This is a genomic window from Pseudomonas sp. UMAB-40, assembly GCF_900095275.1.
Classification (GTDB): Bacteria; Pseudomonadota; Gammaproteobacteria; order Pseudomonadales; family Pseudomonadaceae; genus Aquipseudomonas; species Aquipseudomonas mandelii_B.
The window spans coordinates 58,553-81,086 of record NZ_LT607560.1 but is presented as its reverse complement, the minus strand read 5'-3'; the positions used below and the strand labels follow the sequence as shown (position 1 = coordinate 81,086).

Annotated in this window: 21 protein-coding genes and 1 tRNA gene; 9 read left to right on the top strand and 13 right to left on the bottom strand. The window is 59.6% G+C overall.

Annotation, left to right across the window (positions count from 1 at the left end; genetic code table 11):
- The first annotated feature begins 59 nt into the window (after nt 1-59).
- Nucleotides 60-136 (top strand) — tRNA-Asp (locus K0F88_RS15370).
- 85 nt (nt 137-221) lie between these two features.
- On the opposite strand, the gene K0F88_RS15365 is transcribed toward K0F88_RS15370, so the two are convergent.
- Nucleotides 222-1,355: a catalase family protein gene (locus K0F88_RS15365; protein WP_219095592.1), complete on the bottom strand. Its 1,134-nt coding sequence runs from the start codon at nt 1,353-1,355 to the stop codon at nt 222-224.
- Nucleotides 1,352-3,160, bottom strand: a complete 1,809-nt coding sequence (locus K0F88_RS15360; protein WP_219095591.1) for a di-heme-cytochrome C peroxidase — start codon at nt 3,158-3,160, stop codon at nt 1,352-1,354. The genes K0F88_RS15365 and K0F88_RS15360 overlap by 4 nt, the downstream gene beginning before the upstream one ends.
- Before the next feature lie 269 nt (nt 3,161-3,429).
- Here K0F88_RS15360 and K0F88_RS15355 point away from each other — a divergent pair, with 269 nt between their 5' ends.
- The 6 genes from K0F88_RS15355 (at nt 3,430) to K0F88_RS15330 (ending at nt 6,939) form a co-directional block, all read left to right on the top strand.
- On the top strand, nt 3,430-4,143 hold the full coding sequence (locus K0F88_RS15355) for an FKBP-type peptidyl-prolyl cis-trans isomerase (protein ID WP_109628686.1): 714 nt from the start codon (nt 3,430-3,432) through the stop codon (nt 4,141-4,143).
- A gap of 293 nt (nt 4,144-4,436) precedes the next feature.
- Nucleotides 4,437-4,892, top strand: coding sequence for a YkvA family protein (locus K0F88_RS15350; RefSeq protein ID WP_219095590.1), 456 nt, complete (start codon nt 4,437-4,439; stop codon nt 4,890-4,892).
- A 114-nt stretch (nt 4,893-5,006) separates the two neighbouring features.
- A complete protein-coding gene (locus K0F88_RS15345; protein WP_219095589.1) occupies nt 5,007-5,348 on the top strand; it encodes a helix-turn-helix transcriptional regulator in 342 nt (113 codons plus the stop codon).
- Nucleotides 5,345-5,716, top strand: a complete 372-nt coding sequence (locus K0F88_RS15340) for a hypothetical protein (RefSeq protein WP_003223109.1) — start codon at nt 5,345-5,347, stop codon at nt 5,714-5,716. Before K0F88_RS15345 ends, K0F88_RS15340 begins: the two co-directional genes overlap by 4 nt.
- Nucleotides 5,717-6,124, top strand: a complete 408-nt coding sequence (locus K0F88_RS15335; RefSeq protein ID WP_094471357.1) for a hypothetical protein — start codon at nt 5,717-5,719, stop codon at nt 6,122-6,124.
- Nucleotides 6,125-6,612: 488 nt separating this feature from the next.
- Nucleotides 6,613-6,939, top strand: a complete 327-nt coding sequence (locus K0F88_RS15330) for a hypothetical protein (protein ID WP_094471358.1) — start codon at nt 6,613-6,615, stop codon at nt 6,937-6,939.
- A gap of 136 nt (nt 6,940-7,075) precedes the next feature.
- On the opposite strand, the gene K0F88_RS15325 is transcribed toward K0F88_RS15330, so the two are convergent.
- Together K0F88_RS15325 and K0F88_RS15320 are read right to left on the bottom strand one after the other, a co-directional pair.
- On the bottom strand, nt 7,076-8,866 hold the full coding sequence (locus tag K0F88_RS15325) for a bifunctional diguanylate cyclase/phosphodiesterase (protein ID WP_219095588.1): 1,791 nt from the start codon (nt 8,864-8,866) through the stop codon (nt 7,076-7,078).
- Between the two features lie 120 nt (nt 8,867-8,986).
- The gene (locus tag K0F88_RS15320) at nt 8,987-11,068 is read right to left on the bottom strand and encodes a carboxy terminal-processing peptidase (RefSeq protein ID WP_219095587.1); all 2,082 of its coding nucleotides are present in this window, start codon (nt 11,066-11,068) and stop codon (nt 8,987-8,989) included.
- A 140-nt stretch (nt 11,069-11,208) separates the two neighbouring features.
- Here K0F88_RS15320 and K0F88_RS15315 point away from each other — a divergent pair, with 140 nt between their 5' ends.
- Nucleotides 11,209-12,171, top strand: coding sequence for a zinc-binding dehydrogenase (locus K0F88_RS15315; RefSeq protein ID WP_219095586.1), 963 nt, complete (start codon nt 11,209-11,211; stop codon nt 12,169-12,171).
- Nucleotides 12,172-12,309: 138 nt separating this feature from the next.
- Here the strand turns inward: K0F88_RS15315 and K0F88_RS15310 are convergent, their stop codons facing one another.
- The 6 genes from K0F88_RS15310 to K0F88_RS15285 all read right to left on the bottom strand — a co-directional run bounded on the left by K0F88_RS15310 (nt 12,310) and on the right by K0F88_RS15285 (nt 17,625).
- Entirely contained in the window at nt 12,310-12,963 is a 654-nt protein-coding gene (locus tag K0F88_RS15310; RefSeq protein WP_219095585.1) for an HAD family phosphatase, read from the bottom strand.
- Nucleotides 12,964-12,997: 34 nt separating this feature from the next.
- Nucleotides 12,998-13,987: an ABC transporter ATP-binding protein gene (locus K0F88_RS15305; protein WP_010456726.1), complete on the bottom strand. Its 990-nt coding sequence runs from the start codon at nt 13,985-13,987 to the stop codon at nt 12,998-13,000.
- Nucleotides 13,984-14,784: an ABC transporter permease gene (locus tag K0F88_RS15300; RefSeq protein ID WP_219095584.1), complete on the bottom strand. Its 801-nt coding sequence runs from the start codon at nt 14,782-14,784 to the stop codon at nt 13,984-13,986. The genes K0F88_RS15305 and K0F88_RS15300 overlap by 4 nt, the downstream gene beginning before the upstream one ends.
- Nucleotides 14,771-15,607, bottom strand: a complete 837-nt coding sequence (locus K0F88_RS15295; RefSeq protein ID WP_219095693.1) for an ABC transporter permease subunit — start codon at nt 15,605-15,607, stop codon at nt 14,771-14,773. Before K0F88_RS15295 ends, K0F88_RS15300 begins: the two co-directional genes overlap by 14 nt.
- A 5-nt stretch (nt 15,608-15,612) precedes the next feature.
- A complete protein-coding gene (locus K0F88_RS15290; protein WP_219095583.1) occupies nt 15,613-16,419 on the bottom strand; it encodes an alkaline phosphatase family protein in 807 nt (268 codons plus the stop codon).
- 141 nt (nt 16,420-16,560) lie between these two features.
- Nucleotides 16,561-17,625 (bottom strand): ABC transporter substrate-binding protein, encoded by a 1,065-nt coding sequence (locus tag K0F88_RS15285; protein WP_219095582.1) that lies wholly within the window; start codon nt 17,623-17,625, stop codon nt 16,561-16,563.
- 349 nt (nt 17,626-17,974) lie between these two features.
- On the opposite strand from K0F88_RS15285, the gene K0F88_RS15280 reads away from it, so the two are divergent.
- Nucleotides 17,975-18,688, top strand: a complete 714-nt coding sequence (locus tag K0F88_RS15280; protein ID WP_219095581.1) for a UTRA domain-containing protein — start codon at nt 17,975-17,977, stop codon at nt 18,686-18,688.
- A gap of 140 nt (nt 18,689-18,828) precedes the next feature.
- Here the strand turns inward: K0F88_RS15280 and K0F88_RS15275 are convergent, their stop codons facing one another.
- From K0F88_RS15275 to K0F88_RS15265, 3 genes are all read right to left on the bottom strand, one after another.
- The gene (locus K0F88_RS15275) at nt 18,829-20,997 is read right to left on the bottom strand and encodes a mechanosensitive ion channel family protein (RefSeq protein ID WP_219095580.1); all 2,169 of its coding nucleotides are present in this window, start codon (nt 20,995-20,997) and stop codon (nt 18,829-18,831) included.
- A 77-nt stretch (nt 20,998-21,074) separates the two neighbouring features.
- Nucleotides 21,075-21,251, bottom strand: coding sequence for a hypothetical protein (locus K0F88_RS15270; RefSeq protein WP_008031437.1), 177 nt, complete (start codon nt 21,249-21,251; stop codon nt 21,075-21,077).
- A gap of 177 nt (nt 21,252-21,428) precedes the next feature.
- The coding region (locus K0F88_RS15265) for a M18 family aminopeptidase (RefSeq protein WP_257605257.1) at nt 21,429-22,534 on the bottom strand (1,106 nt) is incomplete at its 5' end.

Genomic DNA, 22,534 nt, shown 5'->3' with positions numbered 1-22,534 from the left:
AAGCAGAATGTCGGCGGTTCGATCCCGTCATCACCCACCACTTACTTTCAACGCTACGCGCAGCGGTAGTTCAGTCGGTTAGAATACCGGCCTGTCACGCCGGGGGTCGCGGGTTCGAGTCCCGTCCGCTGCGCCATATTCGGTAATCTGGAACGCTGAACGCCAGGTCACCACACAGAAAGCCCGCTTGATGCGGGCTTTTTGCTGTCCGGGATTTGGCTTTATTGCTCGGCGTTGCGGCTGTGGCGGTAATCGCTGACCGCTTCATACACCGCCTTGCGCAGGCGGTTGATACCGCCAATCGGTCGATGAGCCTCAAGCCCGAACCACGGGTTGAACGACTGGTTATCGCATTGCACGTTCAGCGCCGGCGTGTCGAAGTCCTGGGCGGGCAGTTTGATCCGCGCCACGGTTTCGAACGGCGCGTCCTTTTCCTTCCACTCGATACTCGTGTCTTCGATCGGCATGTATTGGTCTGCGTCCTGCCGCTGGATCTGCAAGACAAAGCACGCGGGCACCCGATCCGTCGACAATTGCTGATTCAGCGCATTACGTAAAAAATTCGGCAGCTTCTGGTTCTGCGCCGGCAACGTGTAGGCCGGGCAACTGTCAGGGTCTGGCGTCACCCGAAACTTCGCATTGGCGTTACCAAACTTGTAGGGCGAAACCGAAAAGTACGTCGTCTGCGTCGGACTTTCCGGCGCTGGGGAGAGTGTCGCCAAAGCGATAAACAGATGACGAATCTGCCACGTGCGCGGATCCCAACCGGGGTAAAACGCCATCAGCTTCTTGCCATCGGCCTGGGCGGCCACATTCTGACGGTATTCGGCGACATCGCTGACGAAGAAGTTCGGGTGGCTGAACATCACGAAGTCCTGTTCGCCACGGCTTTGTTGATCGGTGAGCAGTTGTTTACCGGGCACGTCGTGCAACTTGATCGCCATGCCCCGGGCGTCACGAATACTGTCGAACTGTGGATAGGCATTGCCGTTGGACAGCCGCATCGTCGCTTGCCAGGTTTTGCCGGGTTCGCTGAACACGCCCTGACGCAGTTCATCCGTCAGATTCGGCAGCACCTGAACCTCGGCCTTCACGCACCCGTGCGCCTTGGCATGCGCATCACGCAGGTAGCGGGTGCTCTCACGATGCTGATCGACGATGCGCACGGCCGTCTGAATGATGTCTTGCGTCATCGCCGCTTCGCCGTTCGGGATCAGTTCTTCAGCGGATACCGGTCCCCGGTGCTGCCAGGCAAACCACGCCGTGGCCAGCGCCCACCCGAGCACTCCCAGGCCCAGTAACCACAACAGGGTTTTGCCGAGGAAGGCACCAAACCACATCCACAGTCTGCTCATGGCAATTGTGCCTCCAGCGGGCCGCCCAACACTTTCAGATACTCCAACAGCGCCCAGCGCTCCTCCGGTTGCAGCAGGCGACCGATGACGCCGTTACCCAGCTTGCCAGCCCGGAATTCGTGGCCGCTGTTGTGATTGCCGGTGATGCGCGTGTCGAACTTGAAGCCATTGGTAAAGGCCTCGGTGCGATAGCCCAGGTGCCTGGGGTCGTACTCGAACGTGCCTTTGAAGAAGGTCGTTGCGCGTTCATCCTGGGGCGAGAGCAGTTGATAGATGCTCGGCACCGACCCGTTGTGCAGAAACGGCGCCGTCGCCCAGACGCCGGCCAAGGGGCGAGCCTTGTAGGCGCGCAATTCACGCACGCCAATCGGCAGGCCGAAGCCATCCATGTCCGAACGCTCGGCCTCGGGGATTTTCGCCTCGCGGTAAGCGCGGTTTCCTACGAGCGCGGTGACGTAGGCCAGGCCTTTGGCTGACGAGAGTTTGCTCATGTCCAGCGGTTCGGCGGGCGGCGGCTGCAACTGCACATCCAGTTTCGCCAGCTCCGCCGGGTCCCATTGCAAGGCGCTCAGGTCGAAGCGATGGTCGGCGATGTTATTGGCCGCGCCGGGGTCTGTGCCGATGTAGTCCACCGGCAGCATTTTCAGGTGTTGCACCCAACGTCCGTTGGTCTGGACCGATCGGGGCACGTGGCAGCCGGCGCAGTTTTCGCTGAACAATTCGCGACCTTTGGCGGCCAGGGGTTTGTCGACAGCGCCGAGCAGCTCCTCTGGCCAGGCCGGTGCTTTGAGCCGTTGCAGGGTTTGTTCGATCTGGTGCAAGTCGCGCAAGCGGACACTCGAGGGATAGCGCTCGTCACCTTTGAGCGGTTGGCCATTGGCGTCGAAGAAATTCAGGGTGGCACCGACGCCCAGCGCTTCGCCGATGTTGCGGGCCATCGGTTGCTGCGCCGAACCGTTCCATTGCACCCAGTCAAAGGTCCACATGTCCCACAGTTGCGGGTAGTCCACCGGCGCATTCGCCACGCGGTAGTTATCAGGTGAAATCGCATCGCCGAAGCTGGCGTTGGCGATCCGCCCGAAGGCGTCGGTGCGGCCGGGACCCTCTTCGGTCGGATAGAGCCCGCGATGGGTGTCGTTCCAGGCCACTTTCACAAACGTATTGAGGGAGGCTTTGAAGTCTTGGCGCAACTGTTGACGGCGAGTTTCGTAGTCCTCGCCCAACACGTTGCGGGCGAAACGTTCGAATTTCCAAGGGTTGTAATACGTCGAGGCCAGACTGGCGACAAGTGCTTGTCCGAAACTGCCGCCCCGTACTGTAGGAACACTGGAAGGCAGGACATGCTGCGCCGAACCGCCGTCGATGCGCACCGCCTGGCCATTGAAGCGCAATTCACCGGTGTGGCAGGCGGCGCAGGTGATGTCGAGGAATTCGTCCTGGCTGCCGGGGTTTTGATGGCGGGCAAACCCCACGGGCAAGTTGTCGGGGTTGCTCGGTGTGTCCTTCTGGTCGGGGTCGATCAGAAAACCAAAGCGTGCGAGATACTCGGGGGCGGCGAAGCGTTGTTCCGAGAAGGGCAGTTCGAGTTCCTTGAACCAGTCGTAGCGCAAGCCTTTGACCTGAGTGCCCTGGGGGGTGAAGTAGTAAGTCTGGCGGTCGGCGGCGCTCCACTGTTCGAGGTAATGCACCTGTTGTGCGGGTGACCAGGTCGGCAGCTTCGGGTTGGCAACGTAGTACAGCACCACGGCCAGGCCCAGCCCCAGCAGCACAGCGAACAACACCAGCACACGGAATAAGAGGCGCAAGATAAACATCCTTGTCGATTTGTAGCTCTCTTATGCCTCAGGGCTTGAGGGGTGGCAAGTGGCCATTACGCCAGATGCTGTGGGTTCCGGTATCCGTCTCTGCGGGCCCAAGATGACAGAAGCTTCATGATCCCAATCCCGAAATGCGTTAAAACACCTGAACTTATCAGAAGTTTCCTGCTCTCATGCCGGTAGCCATTGGTCGTGGCCGCCTGATAAGCTCGCGGCTTTACTCGATTGCCCTTTAGGCGCATGAACAAGGAAATAGCATGAAACAGCATCGGTTGGCGGCGGCGGTGGCCCTGGTTAGCCTGGTACTTGCGGGTTGTGACTCGCAGACCAGCGTAGAGCTGAAAACCCCGGCGCAAAAAGCTTCCTACGGGATTGGCCTGAACATGGGCAAGAGCCTGGCTCAGGAAGGCATGGATGACCTGGACTCCAAAGCCGTAGCCCAAGGCATCGAAGATGCCGTCGGCAAGAAAGAACAGAAGCTGAAGGATGACGAGTTGGTCGAAGCCTTCGCAGCACTGCAGAAACGTGCTGAAGAGCGTATGGCCAAAATGAGCGAAGAGTCGGCAGCCGCCGGCAAGAAATTCCTCGAAGACAACGCCAAGAAAGCCGGTGTCACCACCACTGCTTCGGGCCTGCAATACGAAGTGGTCAAGAAAGCTGATGGCGCACAGCCAAAGCCGACCGACGTAGTGACTGTTCACTACACCGGCAAGCTGACCGACGGCACTACCTTCGACAGCTCCGTCGACCGTGGCAGCCCGATCGATCTGCCGGTTAGCGGCGTGATTCCGGGTTGGGTCGAAGGCCTGCAACTGATGCACGTTGGCGAGAAGTACAAGCTGTACATTCCTAGCGAGCTGGCCTACGGCGCCCAAAGCCCAAGCCCGGCGATTCCAGCCAACTCGGTGCTGGTATTCGACCTGGAACTGCTGGCGATCAAGGATCCAGCAAAAGAAGACGCCGCCAAGTAATCAGCGTCTGCTTCAAGAACAACGCCTCGCTTTATGCGGGGCGTTGTTGCATCTGGCGTTCAGCGAGGGTAAACAAAGCGAACGGATGCTGTACGGTGCAGTCATAGCCATTGAGGACGCCGTGCTAGCCGCGCCGGCGCTCCAAGTCAATGAAATCTTGGGTTTTTTTATGTGAGTAAAAAACGCCCGATCTGAGTTGAGCCCTTATGAAACGGGGCTTTCAGCGGTGAAAAATAGCTCTGTTCACAAGGTTATCCACAATTTGTGTGGATAACATTTCAGCGGGAGGAATGATGAAAGCACCCTGGAATTTTGCTCGTTTCCTGCCACTCGCCGGACGCCTGCTTGCCCGTGGACGCTTGCCGACCCTGCTGTTCGCCGTCGCCAGCAAAGGGGCCAGCCAGGGCAATCGATTGGGCAAACTCAAGGACGATCTGCGCCTGATGCAGGCACTGTGCCTGGCCTACTGGCGGGGCGAATACCGCGCCATCAGCCCGAAGGCGCTGATCTCGGTGGTGGCTGGCCTGATGTACTTCCTCAGCCCGGTGGATGCGATTCCAGACTTCATCCCTGTGTTCGGCATGCTCGATGACATTGCCGTGCTGGCCTGGCTGATGAAAGTCCTCGACGATGAACTCAATGCGTTCCGTGCCTGGCGCAATCGTCAGTTGCCGGAGAAGCTTGCGGTGGTGGAGCGGCTCCCCGATACACCTGAGCAACTTCAGCTTCAAGGCCCGAAAAAAACCTGATTCGATTGAGGATCGTCCTTATATTCATACCCCCCGCGACCGTGACCGCTGTTAGGATTACACTTCTAGGGAAAAGTGCCGACTCGCTAAGTGTCGTTGTCCTACGGGGAAGTCATGGATATTCAGATAATCACACGCGAAGGCGAGCCCGAATATGCGGTTTTGCCGTGGGCTCAGTATCAGGCTCTACTGAAAGCAGCAGGCATCAACGAACAATCGGCGCCCGACTCGCCGGTGCGTCACGCACCATCACCAGACCAGATTCTTCCGGGTCTGGATCAATTACGCAGTTTGCGCGAAGGGAAGGGCATCGCCATTGAGGCGCTGGCCCGCACGGTAGGCATCAGCCCGTCTTATCTGGCCCTGATCGAAAGTGGCGAGCGTCTACCCGACGCTGCGATTCGCCGCAGCCTGGCCTGGGAACTGACGGTGCCAGGGTGGAGGGATGAATCGTGAGCGTACGCATCAGTCGTCAACATTGGGACGGGTTGTTGGGTGAGTTGGATCAGGCCCGCCGTCAGCGCCACCTGCTGACTTATCGAGCCTTGCTGGAACGTTTGCAGTTGCCCACGCCGGCCATGCAAACCCTCACCGCTGCGCTTGAGCATCTGGCCGCGCTGGACGCCAAGGCCGAGCAGCCGCTGCGCAGTTCGCTGGTGATCAGCCAGGGCGCCAGTCGCCTGCCACGCACCGGTTTCTTCGAATGCGTCGAGCGTCTGGGGCGTTTCTCGGGGCCGTCCGACGGCGTTGCTGCCGCCTCGTGGCACGCTTCGGAAGTGGTGCGCGTGTTTGAATACGAATACCCGGAATCGGCGGAGGCCTGAGTGTTCTTGAAACTCAAGGCGCGCGCCAGTTACTGGCTGGCCCGCCGGTTATTTCACTGGTCGTGGTTCGTGCGACAGCCCCGCGGCTGGAGCTGGCTCGAAGGCCAGTTCGCGCGCATGGCCAACCTGGGTGACGTCGGTGCGCAAAGCTTCTATGGCCACATCCTGACCTTCCGTGGCGTCGGCCTTGGGGCTCGTGAGGAAGGTGTTCGATTGCTGCGCCTGGCGGCGTTGGCGGGGGATGGTAAAGCGGCGTATCAGGTGGGGGTGATCAGTTTGGCGGGGACGCCGAGCAAGGCGCCGGACCCCGTGGAAGCGGCGCGGTTTTGGCGGATTGCGGCGCAGGCTGGGCATCCGTTGGCTGAGATGAAGCTTAAAGAGCTGGCGTCTCGCGATGCTGCGAAGTAACCCCATCATTTGTTCGCAGAACATAACGTGGCGTGAGGGAAACCTCTCGCCACGTTTGCGTTTCTGAGCGTTCGTTAATTCGTGGCGACGTATTAGAGAATTGCCTTACACCAACATCGTCCGTTGCTGATTTCTTTCCTGATTGATCCCCCGCAAAGTCCTGCGCGTTTATTGCTGTGTAAATCCATCGGAGATTTCCTTCGAGTTGTGGCGGCTTTCATGAACTGGTGCGCGACGTGTCTCATCGATAGTCTTCTGGCTGTCACTGCAAATTCAGTGACAGGGCGTGGAAGCCCTTCTATCGTTAGGCGCGTCAAGCGCCACCAATTCGGCGTTTTTTCGTCTGTGTTTTATGGTGGCTGTGCGCGGGGCGCTTTCGAGTGCACCGAGTGCCTAACGTCTCGGTCTTCCACACCCGCGTTCAGCCGCCACCTATCGCGTGGAAGTGATTACTGGCGGCTCCAATCCATACGTTAGGAAGTAAACCAATGAAAACACTTACGCCAGATCCGCCTTACACCCCTCTAACGCCTCATCCCGACAACCGCTTCATGGCGCTGACCAGCAACTGCAGCGACATGCCGACCTTGTTCGTCGACACCCACGCGCCGCTCGATATTTTGACCGACGCTGCCCGCTACCGAATCCGAGCCGTCACCCAAGTGCTGGAGAACCTGTCCATGCGCGGTTCGATTGAGTGCGATTCCATGATTCTCAGCGACTTCGCGTTGCTCTGCGCCATTCCGTTGCGTGATGGCTGTGATGTGCTGGATGTGGTTGGGCGGCGGTTGGGCGCGCGGTCAGAAGCGGATTAGTACCAGGGATTTTAGGTGTATGTTCTGGCCTCATCGCGAGCAAGCTCGCTCCCACAGGGTTTGGTGTCGTTCACAATAATTGCGAACGACACAAAAACCTGTGGGAGCGAGCTTGCTCGCGATAGCGTCAGTTCAATCAGCGATGCCCTAGCAGCCATTCCTCCTCTCGCACCGGCACCACCAAACTATCAATCACATACACGCTATACCCCGCCACGTTCTTCGCGTGATGCTTGGCCTGCGATGCCATCTCCGCCAACTGGCTCGCATCGAGTTGTCCACAGGCCTGTGGATGCAAATGCACCACGCCGATCGACAATGACAGCAGCGCAAATTCCTGGCGCACACCCTGGCGATTCGGTGCAATAAAGCAGCCGGCTTCCAGGTGTTCGCTGCGGTAGAAGCGTCGGCACTGGCTCTGGAAGTCGTCCAGCAACTGGTTCAAACGTTTGCGCCAGTCTTCCGGGCCGAGCACCAGCAGAAAGTCATCGCCGCCGATATGGCCGACGAAGTCGCGGGCCGGATCGACGCGATCGTTCAGGCATTGCGCCAGGCACAGCAGGACTTCATCCCCACGGCCGTAGCCGTAGATGTCATTGAAGGGTTTGAAACTGTCGATGTCGACGTAGCAGATCACCGATTCCCGCTCCTGTTGCAACAGCCGCGTCAGGCATTGCTGGATGGGCACGTTGCCCGGCAACAGGGTCAGCGGGTTGGCGTAGCGGGCCTGCTGAATTTTCAGTTCGGTAATCAACTTCAGCACATCGATCACCCGGCCCAATCCCAGATAGCCGCCGTTGAGGGTGATGATGAAGTCTTCCTCGATGCGTTGCCGTGCGCGGCTGGTGATCAAGCGGCTGACTTGTTGCAGCGACTGGCTCATCTCCACGGCGAGGAAGTCGTCGTTCATCAGCCGGCTGATTGGCTTGCGTGCGAACAGATCGGTCGCAAAGGGCTTGAGCAGCGCGTCCGAGAGCGAATGTCGATGGACGATGCCGCAGGGGTGGCCTTGCTCGTCGAGTACCGCCAGTGAGTTCAGGTTGGCCTGGCGGCGGAAGGCTTCCAGCACCGTGGCCGTCGGTGTGTCCCGGGCCACGGCCGGTTGGTCGTTGAGCAAGGCGCTGAGGTCGCTGCCTTCGTCATTCAGCGCCACGGCGGTGCTGTCGTGTTTTGGCATCAAGGATCGCGCCTCGCGCGGTGGATGCTCTTGAGGCCGACACAGCAAGTAGCCTTGCACCAGATCGACGCCCATCTCCGTCAGCACCGCGAGCTCTTCCGGCAGTTCGATCCCTTCGGCGATCACCTGAGCCCGCGAGGCTTTGGCGATTTGCAGGATCGAGCCGACGAACTCACGCTTGAGCGCGTCCTGATGGATGCCGTCGATGAAATGCCGGTCAATCTTCACGTAGTCCGGACGAAGTTCAGACCACAAGCGCAAACTTGAATAACCGGCGCCCAAATCATCCAGCGCAATGGAAAAGCCCATCGCCCGGTAGTGATGCAGGGCGTTTTGCAGCAACTGGAAATCGTCGGTCGGGGTCTGTTCGGTGAGTTCGATCACCACCTGGCTCGGCGGGATGCCGAAGTCCTGCAGCAATTGCAGGGTCCGACCCGGTTGATGGGCGGCTTCCAGCAGGGATTCAGGAGAGACGTTGAGAAACAGTTTGCCGGGCAGCTGTTGTTCATTGAAGCGTCGGCAGGCACTTTCACGGCAGGCGATTTCCAGCTCGCTCAAGCGACCAGCCTGGCGGGCGACCGCGAACAATGCGATGGGGGAGTGCAGCGGGCTGTTTGATGGGCCGCGAGTGAGGGCTTCGTAGCCGACAATGCGTCGCTCAGAGACGGAAATGATCGGCTGGAACAGGCTGTGCAAACCGCTTTGAGCCAGAATGGAACTCAAGGCACTCAGCTGTTCAGTGGTGGTCATGGCGATCTCTGGCGATAAAAAAAGGACTGGGAGCCATGAGCTCCCAGTCCTTTATTTCACGACAGAATGATGACTGTTTGATGACGCTCCGGGGAGCGTCAGCATTAAATTGCCATCATTTTAGTGCTTGGCGACCGCGGTGTTGAGTTTCAGGTAGTCCAACAGAATCCGCCCGGTCTCGCTCAAGTAGGCATCGTCTTCTGGCTTGGTCTTGTCCGGCTCGGCCGCGATGGCGTCTTCGTCTTCTTTCTTCAGCTCTTTGAGCGGCTCTTCGCCCTTGGCCTTGCGACGGATGTTTTCCATCACCAGTTGCTTGGCTTCGATATCGGCGTGTTGCGCACGACGATCGGCTTCATTGAGGCTGACGGTTTTTTCCGCCATCAGCTTCTGGGCCAGGGCCAGCTTGTCGCGGATGAACACGAACTCCGCATCCTTGGTCGAACGCAAGTCATGCTCGGATTTGAGCTGCGCGATGTAAGGTTTGAACGGGTCGACCGCCGGCTTGATGGCCGCGCGGATGGTGTCCCACGGCATGGCTTCCGGCAGGGCACTTTCGCCGATTTCCTTGGTGTCGATGATCGACGGGTAGTCGATGTCCGGCAGTACGCCCTGATGCTGGGTGCTCTGGCCCGAAACCCGGTAGAACTTGGCCAGGGTCAGTTTCAGTTCGCCATGGTTCAGCGGCTGAATGGTCTGCACGGTGCCTTTGCCGAAGGTCTGGCCACCGATGATCAGCGCACGGTGATAGTCCTGCATGGCGCCGGCAAAAATCTCCGAAGCCGAGGCCGACAAGCGGTTGACCAGCAACGCCATCGGGCCTTTGTAGAACGCACCCGGGTTTTCATCTTCCAGCACATCGACCCGGCCGTCGGCATTACGCACCAGCACGGTAGGACCTTTGTCGATGAACAGACTGGTCAGCTCGGTGGCTTCCTGCAAGGAGCCGCCGCCGTTGTTGCGCAAGTCGATGACCACGCCGTCGACCTTGTCTTTCTGCAGCTCGGTCAGCAATTTCTTGACGTCGCGAGTGGTGCTCTTGTAGTCCGGATCGCCCGCACGGAACGCCTTGAAGTCGAGGTAGAAGGCCGGGATCTCGATGACGCCGAGCTTGTAGTCCTTGCCATCCTGTTTCAGGTTGAGGACCGACTTCTTCACCGCCTGGTCTTCAAGCTTCACCGCTTCACGGGTGATCGGCACGATTTTGCTCGTCTGGTCGTTCGGCGCATTGCTGGCCGGAATCACTTCCAGGCGCACCACGGTGCCTTTCGGACCACGGATCAGCTTGACCACTTCGTCCAGGCGCCAGCCAACCACGTCGACCATCTCTTTGTTGCCTTGGGCAACGCCGATGATCTTGTCAGCCGGTGCAACCTGCTTGGTCTTGTCGGCCGGGCCGGCAGGCACCAGGCGCACGACTTTCACCTGATCGTTATCGCTCTGCAACACGGCGCCGATGCCCTCGAGGGACAGGCTCATGTTGATGTCGAAGTTTTCCGCGTTATCCGGCGACAGATAGTTGGTGTGCGGGTCGTAGGACATGGCGAAGGTGTTGATGTACGCCTGGAAGATGTCTTCCGCACGGGTCTGGTCCAGGCGCGCCAACTGGTTCTTGTAGCGCTTGGTCAGGGTTTCCTGAATCTGTTTGGAATCCTTGCCCGCGATCTTCTGCCGCAAGACTTCGTCCTTGACGCGTTTGCGCCACAGGTCGTCGAGTTCTGCGGTGGACTTGAGCCAAGGGGCGTCCTTGCGATCGATCAGCAAGGTTTCCTTGGTGGTGAAGTCGATTTTGTCGACGCCCTTGTTCAGCTCGGCAAGGGCAAAGTCCAGACGCGCTTTGACGCGGTCCAGGTAGCGCTTGTAGATGGTGAACCCGGCGTTGAGGTCGCCGCTTTTGAGGAAGTCGTCGAACTGGGTCTTCCACTTGTCGAATTCGGCAATGTCGCTGGCCATGAAGTAGCTGCGCGACGGATCCAGCAGCTTGAGGTAGCTGTCATAGATGATCACGGAGCGCGCGTCATCGAGCGGCGGCTTGCTGTAGTGATGGCGCTTGAGCAGTTCGACGACGTTCAGGCTGGCGATTACTTCGTCACGATCAGGCTGAAGCTTGTCCCAGCTATTGGCTGCGAATGTATTGCTCGACATCGGCAACAGGCCGATACCGATGAATAGGGCTAGGGCGGTGCTGGGGAAAAAATGCTTCATGCTGATTCGACGCGGGGACAATTGATCACGCATATTAGGCCGTCTTTGAAGTCGCCGGTTCCACAAAGGGCCGGTCACATAATGCAAGAAAGCCCGGCGCTACAGCTACGGGCTCAGTCCAGACTCACTATGGAGGCACTGTGAAAGCATTGCAAGGCGTGGAAGGTCAAGTGGAGTGGGTTGAAGAGCCCAGTCCTACATGCGATGTAGGACAAGTTCGTATTCGAGTGGCGGCGGCGGGCCTCAATCGCGCCGATTTGTTACAGAAAGCGGGGCTTTATCCGCCACCGCCGGGAGCCAGTCAGGTACTGGGTCTTGAGTGTTCAGGGGTGATCAGCGAGGTCGGCCCGGGCTCGTCCTGGCAGGTCGGCGATCGGGTCTGCGCCTTGCTGGCCGGGGGCGGGATGGCCGAGGAGGTAGTTGTCGACGGACGGCATGTGCTCCCGGTCCCCGAAGGTTTGTCCCTGGCCGAGGCGGCAGCGTTGCCGGAAGTGTACGCGACCGTCTGGCTGAATTTGTTTCAACTGGCTTCGCTCAAACCGGGTGAGAAAGTTCTTTTGCACGCCGGAGCAAGTGGAATCGGTTCAGCGGCCATTCAGCTATGTAAAGCCTTTGGCAACCCGTGCTGGGTCACCGTCGGTTCTGCCGAGCGTCTGGCTTATTGCGAAGCGCTGGGTGCGCAGGGAGGTGTGGTGCGCTCGGGCGACCTGGACAGCCTGCGTGACCTGGGGCCGTTCGATGTGATTCTCGACCCGGTGGGCGGCAATTACGCCGCACTGAACCTGAAAATGCTGGCCCTGGATGGTCGCTGGGTGCTGATCGGCTTGATGGGCGGTCGTGAAGCGAACCTGGATCTGGCGCAGGTTCTGGCCAAGCGCGTGCAACTGCTGGGCTCGACCTTGCGCAGCCGCGATGAGCAGTTCAAGGCGGATTTGTTCAGTGATTTGAGCCAGCAGGTGTGGCCGTTGTTTGCTGAAGGGCGGTTGAGTCCGCAGTTGGCGAAGACCTACCCGATCAAGGACGCCGAAGCGGCGTTTGCGGAGTTGGCGAGTAATAAGGTGGCGGGGAAGCTGGTGTTGATCATCGACCCAAGCCTGACCTGATCCCCGGCTAAACGAAATCCTTGTGGGAGCGTGGCTTGCCCGCGATTCAGGCGGCGCGGTGTGTCAGTCAGACCGCGTCATCGTTCATCGCGGGCAAGCCACGCTCCCACAGGTACGGCGTAATTCTTGAGAGAGCGGTTACTTCCAGATATGGATCGGCCAACCGGCCTTTTCCGCATGCTCAAGCAGCACCGGATCCGGATTCACCACGTGTGGAAAATCCACCTTCAACAGCAGCGGTAGATCGTTACGCGAGTCGGAATAGAAACTCGCGCCTTCCAGGTTTTCCTCTTCCGCGTCCAGCCACTCCAGCAACCGGACGATCTTGCCTTCGCGGTAGGTCAGGGTGCCGACGGTGTGGCCGCTGTAAACGCCGTGCGCCACTTCCAGTTCGATACCGAGAATCTCGTCGATGCCCAAACGATCGGCAATCGGTCTGACCAGGTGCGTGCCCGACGCCGAGATCACCAGAATCCGGTCTCCGGCCTTGCGATGGGCCGCAATCGCTTTGGTGGCGTCACTGAAGATGATCGGCTCGATGAAGTCTTCCACCCAGGGCCCGACCAGATGGTCGACCTCTTCCGGTGTGCGCCCGATCATCGGCTCCAGGCTGAAGGTCATGTAATCCTCCATCCGCAGCTTGCCGTGGCTGTAGGCGTCCATCAGTTCGTTGTTCTGACGCATGAACGACTCGGGATCGACCCAGCCCAGGCGGCCCATTTGCTCGCTCCAGAGGGTGGCGCAGTCGCCGTGGATCAGGGTTTCGTCCAGATCAAAAATTGCCAGGGCCATCAGTGCAGTTCTCTCTTCGACATCAACAAAGGCATCAGGCTACCTCACACAGGGCAGTCGGATCGATGGAAAGTGCCAGGCGCTGACCATCGGGGTGCAGATCGGCCGCCGAGCGGTTCAGCACATCCACCACCAATTCCACGCCCCGGGCTTCGACCCGATAGCGAATCACGTTGCCCAGCAAACTGTGGCTGCGCACTTGCGCATCAAGCTCGCCATTGAGGCTCAGCTCGATGGCTTCCGGGCGAATGGCAATGCGGTGGTTGATCGGCCGTTGCAGCAGTTTCGAGGCGCTGTCGGCGTCCAGCAGGTTGTAGTTGCCGATGAAACCGGCGGCAAACACATCCACGGGCGCGGTGTAGAGGGTTTCGGCGTCGCCGCTCTGTACGATCTTTCCCTGATTCATCAGGAAAATCCGGTCGGACATGGTCAGCGCTTCTTCCTGATCGTGTGTGACGAAAATCGTGGTCAGGCCGAGTTCACGCTGGATCTGACGGATCTGTTCGCGCAAGTGCTTGCGAATCCGCGCGTCGAGGGCCGACAGCGGTTCGTCCAGCAACAACAGCCGCGGACGGGTAACTAATGATCGGGCGAGGGCCACGCGCTGGCACTGGCCGCCCGACAATTGATGCGGATAACGGGCGGCGAAGTCATTGAGCTCCACCAGTTTCAGTACTTCGGCGACACGCTTCTGGCTGTCGTCGGCGTTGACCTTTTGCATGCGCAGACCGAAGGCGATGTTCTGCTCCACGGTCATGTTGGGGAACAGTGCATAACTCTGGAACACCATGCCAATCCCGCGTTTCTGTGGGCTCATCGGCACCAGATCGACGCCCTCCAGCAGAATCTTGCCGCCATCCACCGACGTCAGGCCGGCGATGCAACGCAACAGCGTGGACTTGCCGCAACCGGACGGGCCGAGGAGGGTGACGAACTCACCTTTCTGGATTTCGCAGTTGATGTCGCTGAAGACGGTGGTGCCCGCGTAATTTTTTTGAAGATGTTGGACGCTGACATAGCTCATTCGCTTTTGTCCTTGTTCAAGATATTGGCCGCCCAGGTCAGAACCAGCACAAAGAAGAAGTAGGAAATCACCAGCGCACTGGTGAAGTGGCCGCTGCTGTTACGCATGTTGTTGAGGTAGACCTGCAAGGTTTCGTAGCGGGTGCCGACCAGGATGTTGGCAAACACGAATTCACCGAACAGGAACGAGAACGACAGCAGCAATGCCACCATCAAACCCTTGCGCAGGTTCGGCAGCACCACCAGGAATGCGGCTTGCCAGGTGCTGGCGCCGAGCAGTTGCGCGGCGTCCATCAGGTCGCGCAGGTTGATCGCTTGCAGGTTGTTGGTGATCGCCCGGTACATGAACGGCAGTGCGATGGTGAAGTAGCAGCCGATCAGAATCCACGGCGTACCGACCATCGCAAACGGCCCGGAACCGTAGAGCTGCAGCAGCCCCACCGAGGACACCACCGGCGGCACCGCGAAGGGCAGCAGGATCAGGATGTTCATCAGCGCATCCAGTTTGGGGAAGTGGTAATGCACCACGAACAGCAGCGGAAGAATCAGCACCACCGACAGAATCAGCGCGCCGACGCAGACCAGCAGCGACTGCCCGAAGGCATTTAGGAAGCGCGGATCGCTCCACAGCTGGATGTACCACTTGAAGGTAAAGCCGCTGGGCAGAATGGTCGCCGACCAGCTGCTGGCGATCGAGTAGATCAACGTCCCGGCCAGCGGCAACAACAGAATGGCAAACAGCACGTACACCACCACCCGGTGATAGACACCGACGGGGCCCAGTTCAGCGCGAGACATGGTAGCTCCTCTTCAACAGCAGCTGATGCACGATGGTCACCAGGGTCATCAACGCCACGAGCACCACGGCCAGGGCGCTGGCCAGGTTCGGATCCAGGGAAATGTCGCCGGACACCATCGCCGCGATGCGGATCGGCAGCACGTTGAAGTTACCGGTGGTCAGCGCGTAGACCGTGGCGTAGGCGCCAAGCGCGTTGGCCAGCAAGATCACGAAAGTGCCGAGCAGCGCAGGGGTCAGCACCGGCAAACCGATGTGGCGCCAGTACTGCCAGCCGTTGGCGCCAAGCAATTCGGCGGACTCACGCCAGTCTTCGCGCAAGGCGTCGAAAGCCGGGTAGAGCAGCAGCACGCCCAATGGAATCTGGAAGTAGGTGTAGAGAATGATCAGCCCGGTCTTCGAATACAGGTTGAAGTCCTGAATGATTCCGGCCTGCTTGAGCATGATGGTGAAGCTGCCGTTGAAGCCCAGCAAAATGATGAAGGCAAAGGCCAGGGGCACGCCGGCGAAGTTGCTGGTCATGTTGGCGAAGGCGTTGACGAAGTTACGCAGTTTCGAGTCGACCCGGCGCAGGGAATAGGCGCCGAGCACCGCGATGATGATGCCGAATACGCTGGACCAGAAACTGATTTCGAGGCTGTACTGGATCGCCTGCAAATAGAATTTCGAATTGAAGATCTTGGTGAAGTTGGCCAGGCCCCAACCGAACTCTTCCGATTGCAGGCTGTTGATCATCACCCAGACCAGCGGCGCGATCTCGAACACGATAAAAAACAGTGCAAAAGGCACCAGACACAATGCTGCCAGCCATTTACCACGGGTCATGGCGTTCACTTGAGCAGCTCCCGGCAGACAGGTTTGTCGTGGGCCACGCCCAGCAGTTCGCAGACCGTGCCACAGATGTCCGTCTGTTTTGGCGCGGCGCGGGTGTTGAAGCTGAAGGCATCGCCCAGGACAAACAGCGGTACTTCGCGTTCTTCCGGCAGCAGGCCGTTGTGCGAGCGGTCGTTGTTCATGCCATGGTCGGCGGTCACCAGCACCTGATAACCGGCGTCGAGCCAGGCTTGCAGGTAGTCGGCCAGAATAATGTCCACCGAGCGGGCGCTGTTGCGGTATTGCGGGGTGTCGAGGCCGTGCTTGTGCCCGGCGTCGTCGATGTTCATGGGGTGGATCAACAAAAAATTGGGCGCATGGCGTAGACGCAGGTTTTCGGCGTCGGCGAACAGGTGCGAATCCGGGTAGTGATCGTTCCAGTAGAAGTGACCGTGCTGGATCGGCAGGTCGGGGCTGTCGGTGTGACGATCCCGTGCGGCCACGAACGGCGAGCGGTTATACAACTCGCTGACCCAGTGATAGGCCGCGGCGGCCGTGGTCAGGCCGGCATCCGTGGCGTAGTGATAAATGCTGCGCTGGTTGGACAGGCGCGAGACGTTGTTATGGACGATGCCGCTCTCGATGGGCGGGACGCCGGTGAGGATGCATTCGTAAAGCGGTCGGGACAGGGCCGGCAGTTCGCACTCCAGTTTGTAGAGTGCCGCGCGTCCTGCGCCGACGTAAGCCTGCAGGTGCCCCAAGGCGTGGCGCGCGACCTCAAAGTTGAGGCCGTCGAGCACGACAAGGATGACGTTGTGCTTCATAGGGGCAAAACTCCGCGAAACATTGGATATCGTGAAAACCTGTAGGAGCGAGGCTTGCCCGCGAAGAGGGATTTGCATTCAACAATGATGTTGGCTGACCGTCCGCCATCGCGAGCAAGCTTCGCTCCTACAGATGAAGCATTACTTCATTTCGACGAGGACTTCTTCGTTCCACTTCTGCGGCAAAGCCTTGGAAGTCTTTTCCCACGCATCCGCGTCTTTGATCGGCGTGACCTTTTTGTACTGCTCGTTAGGCAGCAACTTGGCCTGCACGTCTGCCGGCAGCTTGATGTGCTCGGCGCGGATCGGACGGGCGTTGCCTTTCGCCAGGTTGATCTGGCCGGCATCGCTGAAGATGTATTCGCGGGTCAGTTTGGCGGCGTTCGGGTTCTTCGCGTATTTGTTGATGATGGTGGTGTAACCGGAAATCACCGAGCCGTCGGAGGGGATCAGCACCACGTAATCGTCCGGGTTCGCCATCTTGGCCTTGTAGCTCAGGCCGTTGAAGTCCCAGACCACGCCGACTTCGATTTCACCCTTTTCCATCGTGGCGATGGTCGGGTTGGCCATGGACAGGCGGCCCTGCTTGGCGATATCTGCGAACAGCAACAGCGCTGGCTGCAGGTTCTTCTCATCGCCACCGTTGGCCAGTGCCGCGGCCAGTACACCGTTGGCGGCCTGGGCGGCGGTGCTCACATCACCGATCGAAACTTTGTATTTGCCGGTTTTCAGGTCAGCCCATTTGGTCGGGGCTTCGGAGCCGTGCAGCAGCTTCTTGTTGATGATGAACGCGATGGTTCCGGTGTACGCCAGTGCCCAGTTGCCGTCCTTGTCTTTGGCCCAGTCCGGGACCTGATCCCAGGTGCTTGGTTTGTAAGGTTGCACCACGCCCTGTTTGACCGCGATCGGTCCGAAGGCTGCGCCGACGTCGCCGATATCGGCGCTGGCGTTGTCTTTCTCGGCGGCGAACTTGGCGATTTCCTGCGCCGAGCTCATGTCGGTGTCGATGTGTTTCAGGCCGTAAGTCTTGGCCAGGTCTTCCCAGGTGCCTTTCCAGTTGGCCCAGTCATCGGGCATGCCGACGCTATTGACCGCGCCTTCCGCTTTCGCAGCGGCTTCCAGGGTTTTTAAATCATCAGCGGCCATGACGGCGGTGCACATGGCAATGGTCGAGCCTAACAATGATGCCAGGAAAAGCTTTTTCATCCGAAGCTCCTTTGGGCGTTTTCAACGCTGCGATTGCGGTTGTGTTGGTCTAGGTCAGCAATACCTGAGCCAATTTAGGCGCCGCTGATGACATTTTGATGTCGACGATCGGTCGGCCTACATTTTTCGAGCGGTAATGCTCAGGCTTGCGAGTAAGCATAGACCATGGCTAAAGGGCTGATACGAAAGGACTTGGCCGTGAATTTGCAGGTGTCTGGCGCAACCGTTCGGCGGCTTTGTCATCTGCCAGTCACACGCAGTGCCTAGGCTTGCAGGAAGTTGATGGAGCCGGTTTGAATCACGGTTCTGCCCCGAAACAGTGCTGGTCTAGTCCAGATAGGTAACGTTGATGCGCATCGAGACAACCAAAGCGGTGACAGCCATCGGGCAGGTTCTGCAAGAACAGCTCGACCACGGCCTGTTGGCGCCCGGGAGCAAACTGCCGGCCGAGCGCAAGCTCAGTGAGTTGTTCGGTACCACGCGTATCACTGTGCGTGAAGCCTTGTTGCAACTGGAGGCCCAGGGGCAGATTTATCGCGAGGAGCGCCGTGGCTGGTTCGTGTCGCCGCCGCGCCTGGCTTACAACTTGATGCAACGCAGTCACTTTCACGCGATGGTCAGTGCGCAGGGGCGGGTGCCGTCGACCGAGGTGATTTCGGCGCGGTTGCAACCGGCGTCGGCTGCGGTGTGCGCGTGGTTGCAGTTGCCGGCGTTGTCCAGCGTGATTCAGATCTGCCGGGCGCGGCGCATTGATGAGCGGCTGGTGCTCTATGTGGAGCACTATCTGAATCCGCAGTACTTTCCGGGGATTCTGGCGTTCGATCTGAACCAGTCGATCACCGAGCTGTACGCCAGGCATTACGACCTGCATTACGGGCGGGTGCGGTTCGAGATCGTACCGACGGCGTTGTCGGTGGATGCGGCGGCTGCGTTACGGGTGTCGGTGGGGAGCCCGGGGTTGCGGATTGCCCGGGTCAATTACGACCAGCATGAGCGGCTGATCGATTGTGACCTGGAGTTTTGGCGGCATGATGCGATTCATGTCGGCGTTGATGTGGTTTGACGGGCGTGGTTTGTTTGTATGACCGTGTCGACCCCATCGCGGGCCAGCCCGCTCCCACAGGGGACGGTGCTGTATCTACAAACGCATAGCCTTGTCGGAGCGGGCTTGCCCGCGATGGGGCCCTGACAGCCACCCTGTAATCAAGTAGCGGACACATCCTTCTGCGGCCCACCACCCGCCGTGATGACTTGCACACTCATCCGCGGTGTCGCCAGGTCCATTCCGGCCTCATCCAGATGCCGCTTCAGCGACAGATTGAACGCCCGTGAAACTTCCCACTGCTTGATCGGCGCGGTCTTGAACCTCGCCCGAAGAATCGCATTGCCCGACTCGAAACTCTCGACCCCCTGAATCTCCAGTGGCGACCAGATATTGCGCCGTTGCAGCGGGTCACTGCGCATTTTCTGGCCGACTTCGCGCATCAGTTTGATCGCCTCGTCGATGTCCATGCTGGCGGGCACCGCCACCCGGAAGATCGCGTAGCCGAATTCCCGCGAGTAGTTCTTGATGCTTTTGATTTCGCTGAACGGAATGGTATGCACGATGCCGTCGATGTCCCGCAGGCGAACGGTGCGGATCGTCAGGCCTTCGACGGTGCCAAGGTGGCCGCCGACATCCACGTAGTCATCGATGGCCAGGGAGTCTTCGATGATGATGAACAGGCCGGTGATCAAGTCCGCGACCAGCGACTGCGCACCGAAACCGATGGCCAGGCCGATCACGCCGGCACCGGCCAGCAGTGGCGTGACGTTCATGCCCATGTTCGCCAGCGCGACGATCAACGCAATGATGAAGATCGCCACGAACAGCACGTTGCGAATCAGCGGCATCATCGTCTGTGCGCGGGCGTTGGCCAGTCCTTTGCGCGAGCGGGTGAGGGCGTGGTGCACTGCGGTGTCGCTGAGGATCCAGATCAGCCAGGCAAAAATCAGCGTACCGGCGAGGCTGAACAGTTTGACGCTGACTTCATGGCCTTCGCCCTCGGTGAACGCGATCAGCGACATGCCCCAGACCCGCAGGCCCAGTTCGATGAAGACCAGCCAGACCACGAGATGGGCGAGGGTGTAGAAGAAACTTTTCAGACGCTCCGAATACAGCGCATGACGCTTCACACCCTTTTGCGGTTTAAGCGAATGACGACGAACCAGGCCGTTGATGACCATGCACAACACCAGCAACACGGTGCAAATCAGCGCCTGGCGCAGTGCGGTGCTGGTGTCGCCGGCCGAGACGAAGGTGGCGAACAGCGAGATGGCCACCAACACCAGGGCCGGCACGTACCAGAAGGTGCCGAGAATATCGATGGTGTCGCTGAGCGCGCGGCGCGTCAGGCGTCGGGACAACGGCTGGTTGCGGATCAGGTGGGCGATCGGCCGGCGGAAACGCAGGATGAACAGCCCGGTGGACAGCGCTGCCAGGACGTTGGCGACGGTGGCGGCGGTGTGGGCCAGGTGACTGCCCAGACTGGCGACCAGGCGCGGGTCGCTCAGCGCTTCACCGAACGCCGCGAAACTGCCGATCAGCCACAACGGCCGAAAGGCTTGATGGCGCAGGATGTACAAGGCGCGATGGCGATGCGGGCCGTCGAGCACGGAAAACGCGATCACGCAGATCGCCGAGAAACAGGTGCCGACCACCAATGCATAAGCCAGCACCATGGCCAGGCTTTTGCCCAGTGACGAGGGCAGGGCGTAGCTCATGTAGACCGTCATGACCAAGGCAATCAGCCACGGCCCGAGTTTGCGCAGGGCGAAGCGCAACATGTCGAGAGCCTTGGGGTGTTGCGGCAATTCTTCGGTCAGGCCGAAGCGCATGCGCACCCGGTGACTGACCCAGATCAGCGCAGCGGCCAGCAGGCTCCAGACCATCAGAATCATGGCGAAGGCAAAGATGATCGGCAGCCATTCGTTGGCCGGCAGCATTAGCGCGGTCAGTTCGTCTTTGGCCAGGTCAAACTCTTCGGACCAGCGCGTGAGGGGACTGTCGGCCCCGGAAAACTGCTTTTCGAAGCTGGCCAGTGTGCCGCCGATCAGGCCGAGTACACCTTCTTCGGTGGCCGGCTGCGCCTTTTTGGTGACGTCGCGCAGCTTTTTCAGGTCCGCCAGCAGTTTGCTCCGCTGCTGATCGTTCTCCAGCGACTTGATGACTTCGTCCAGCGATTGGCCTAGCGGTTCCTGCGCTTCTGGCTGGGTCTTGGCCGAACTGTTGAGCAAGCCCGGTAAACCGACCGCCTGGGCAGGCGCCATCGGCAGCAGCGTCATCAGGCAGACAAGGAAAAAACACGGCAGAGCGAAAAGACGAGCGAACACTAGGCGGTCAACCTCGGGATGAACAGATCGGCCGAGTGTACGAGCCCGTCAAAATCAATGCGAGCCAGGGGGAGGATTTATTCGTTGAGTTTGGCGAGGATCTTGAACACCACGGTGGCGAGGATCGTCAGCATGCCGATCCACATGGCAAACACACCGGCATTTTTGTCACGGAAGTTGAAGCCGATTGCCAGCAAGATCATCCCGGCGAGAATGGGGATCAGCATGGCGTGGAATGAAGACATCGAGATCATGGGTGACTGCCTTGTCGGAAGGGATATTTAAAGTCTAGGTGGCTTTTGGGCGACCGGTGGTGATGCGTGTCAGAAGTGAGCCTGTTGTCGGTTCGATTGCCATCGCGGGCAAGCCCGCTCCCACAGGGTTTCGCATTAACCTGTGGGAGCGGGCTTGCCCGCGATGCTTTTCAGGAATTACGGCAATTCCTGGCAGGCGTAGAACGCGCTCAGCACTTTGACCAGGTGGGCCAGGTCGTGGCTGCCGCACAGTTCGCGGATCGAGTGCATGGCGAACGTCGGCAGGCCGATATCCACGGTGCGCACGCCCAGGTGGCTGGCGGTGATCGGGCCGATCGTCGAGCCGCAGCCCATGTCGCTGCGCACCACGAAGCTTTGCACCGGCACTTCTTCGGCCATGCACAGATGGCGGAAGAACCCGGCGGTTTCGCTGTTGGTGGCGTAGCGCTGGTTGCTGTTGACCTTGATTACCGGGCCGGCGTTGAGTTTCGGGCCGTGGTTGGCGTCGTGCTTTTCCGCATAGTTGGGGTGCACGCCGTGGGCGTTGTCGGCCGAGACCAGCAAGGACTTTTGAATGGTGCGCACGAATTCGTCGCCTTCAGGCAGCAGGCGACGCAAGGTTTGCTCAAGCATCGGACCGTCGGCGCCGCACGCCGAACAGGAGCCGACTTCTTCGTGGTCGTTGCAGACCAGCACGCAGGTTTCGTCGGTTTCGGCGGTCAGCAAGGCTTGCAGGCCGGCGTAGCACGACAGCAAGTTGTCCAGGCGCGCGCCCGCGATGAAGTCGCCATGCAGGCCGATGATCGCCGCGCTTTGGGTATCGTAGAAGCTCAGCTCGTAATCGAGCACCACGTCCGCATTCAGGCCATGTTCTAGCGCCAGCTGATTGGTGAGCACGGCGCGGAAGTCCACGCGCTCGTCACCGGCAAATTGCGCGAGGATCGGTGGCAGTTCGGTCTGGGCATTGATGGCCCAACCCATATTGGCTTCACGATTGAGGTGGATTGCCAGGTTCGGGATGGTGGCGATTGGCGCCTTGAAGTCGATCAACTGGCTCTCGACCTTGCCGTCGCGGCGGAACGTCACGCGGCCGGCCAGGGACAAATCGCGGTCAAACCACGGCGCCAGCAGCGCACCGCCGTAGACTTCGACGCCCAGTTGCCAGAAACCCTGGCGCTGCAGTTCAGGCTGCGGTTTGACCCGCAGGCACGGGCTGTCGGTATGGGCACCGACCAAGCGAATGCCGCCATGCAGCGGCGAATGACGTCCCATCTTGATGGCGA

Bases quoted from the DNA above. Each gene is read 5' to 3' on its own strand.
- K0F88_RS15365 (WP_219095592.1), bottom strand. From the start codon at position 1,355: ATGAGCAGACTGTGGATGTGGTTTGGTGCCTTCCTCGGCAAAACCCTG.
- K0F88_RS15355 (WP_109628686.1), top strand. From the start codon at position 3,430: ATGAAACAGCATCGGTTGGCGGCGGCGGTGGCCCTGGTTAGCCTGGTA.
- K0F88_RS15350 (WP_219095590.1), top strand. From the start codon at position 4,437: ATGAAAGCACCCTGGAATTTTGCTCGTTTCCTGCCACTCGCCGGACGC.
- K0F88_RS15345 (WP_219095589.1), top strand. From the start codon at position 5,007: ATGGATATTCAGATAATCACACGCGAAGGCGAGCCCGAATATGCGGTT.
- K0F88_RS15330 (WP_094471358.1), top strand. From the start codon at position 6,613: ATGAAAACACTTACGCCAGATCCGCCTTACACCCCTCTAACGCCTCAT.
- K0F88_RS15325 (WP_219095588.1), bottom strand. From the start codon at position 8,866: ATGACCACCACTGAACAGCTGAGTGCCTTGAGTTCCATTCTGGCTCAA.
- K0F88_RS15320 (WP_219095587.1), bottom strand. From the start codon at position 11,068: ATGAAGCATTTTTTCCCCAGCACCGCCCTAGCCCTATTCATCGGTATC.
- K0F88_RS15310 (WP_219095585.1), bottom strand. From the start codon at position 12,963: ATGGCCCTGGCAATTTTTGATCTGGACGAAACCCTGATCCACGGCGAC.
- K0F88_RS15305 (WP_010456726.1), bottom strand. From the start codon at position 13,987: ATGAGCTATGTCAGCGTCCAACATCTTCAAAAAAATTACGCGGGCACC.
- K0F88_RS15300 (WP_219095584.1), bottom strand. From the start codon at position 14,784: ATGTCTCGCGCTGAACTGGGCCCCGTCGGTGTCTATCACCGGGTGGTG.
- K0F88_RS15295 (WP_219095693.1), bottom strand. From the start codon at position 15,607: ATGACCCGTGGTAAATGGCTGGCAGCATTGTGTCTGGTGCCTTTTGCA.
- K0F88_RS15290 (WP_219095583.1), bottom strand. From the start codon at position 16,419: ATGAAGCACAACGTCATCCTTGTCGTGCTCGACGGCCTCAACTTTGAG.
- K0F88_RS15285 (WP_219095582.1), bottom strand. From the start codon at position 17,625: ATGAAAAAGCTTTTCCTGGCATCATTGTTAGGCTCGACCATTGCCATG.
- K0F88_RS15280 (WP_219095581.1), top strand. From the start codon at position 17,975: ATGCGCATCGAGACAACCAAAGCGGTGACAGCCATCGGGCAGGTTCTG.
- K0F88_RS15270 (WP_008031437.1), bottom strand. From the start codon at position 21,251: ATGATCTCGATGTCTTCATTCCACGCCATGCTGATCCCCATTCTCGCC.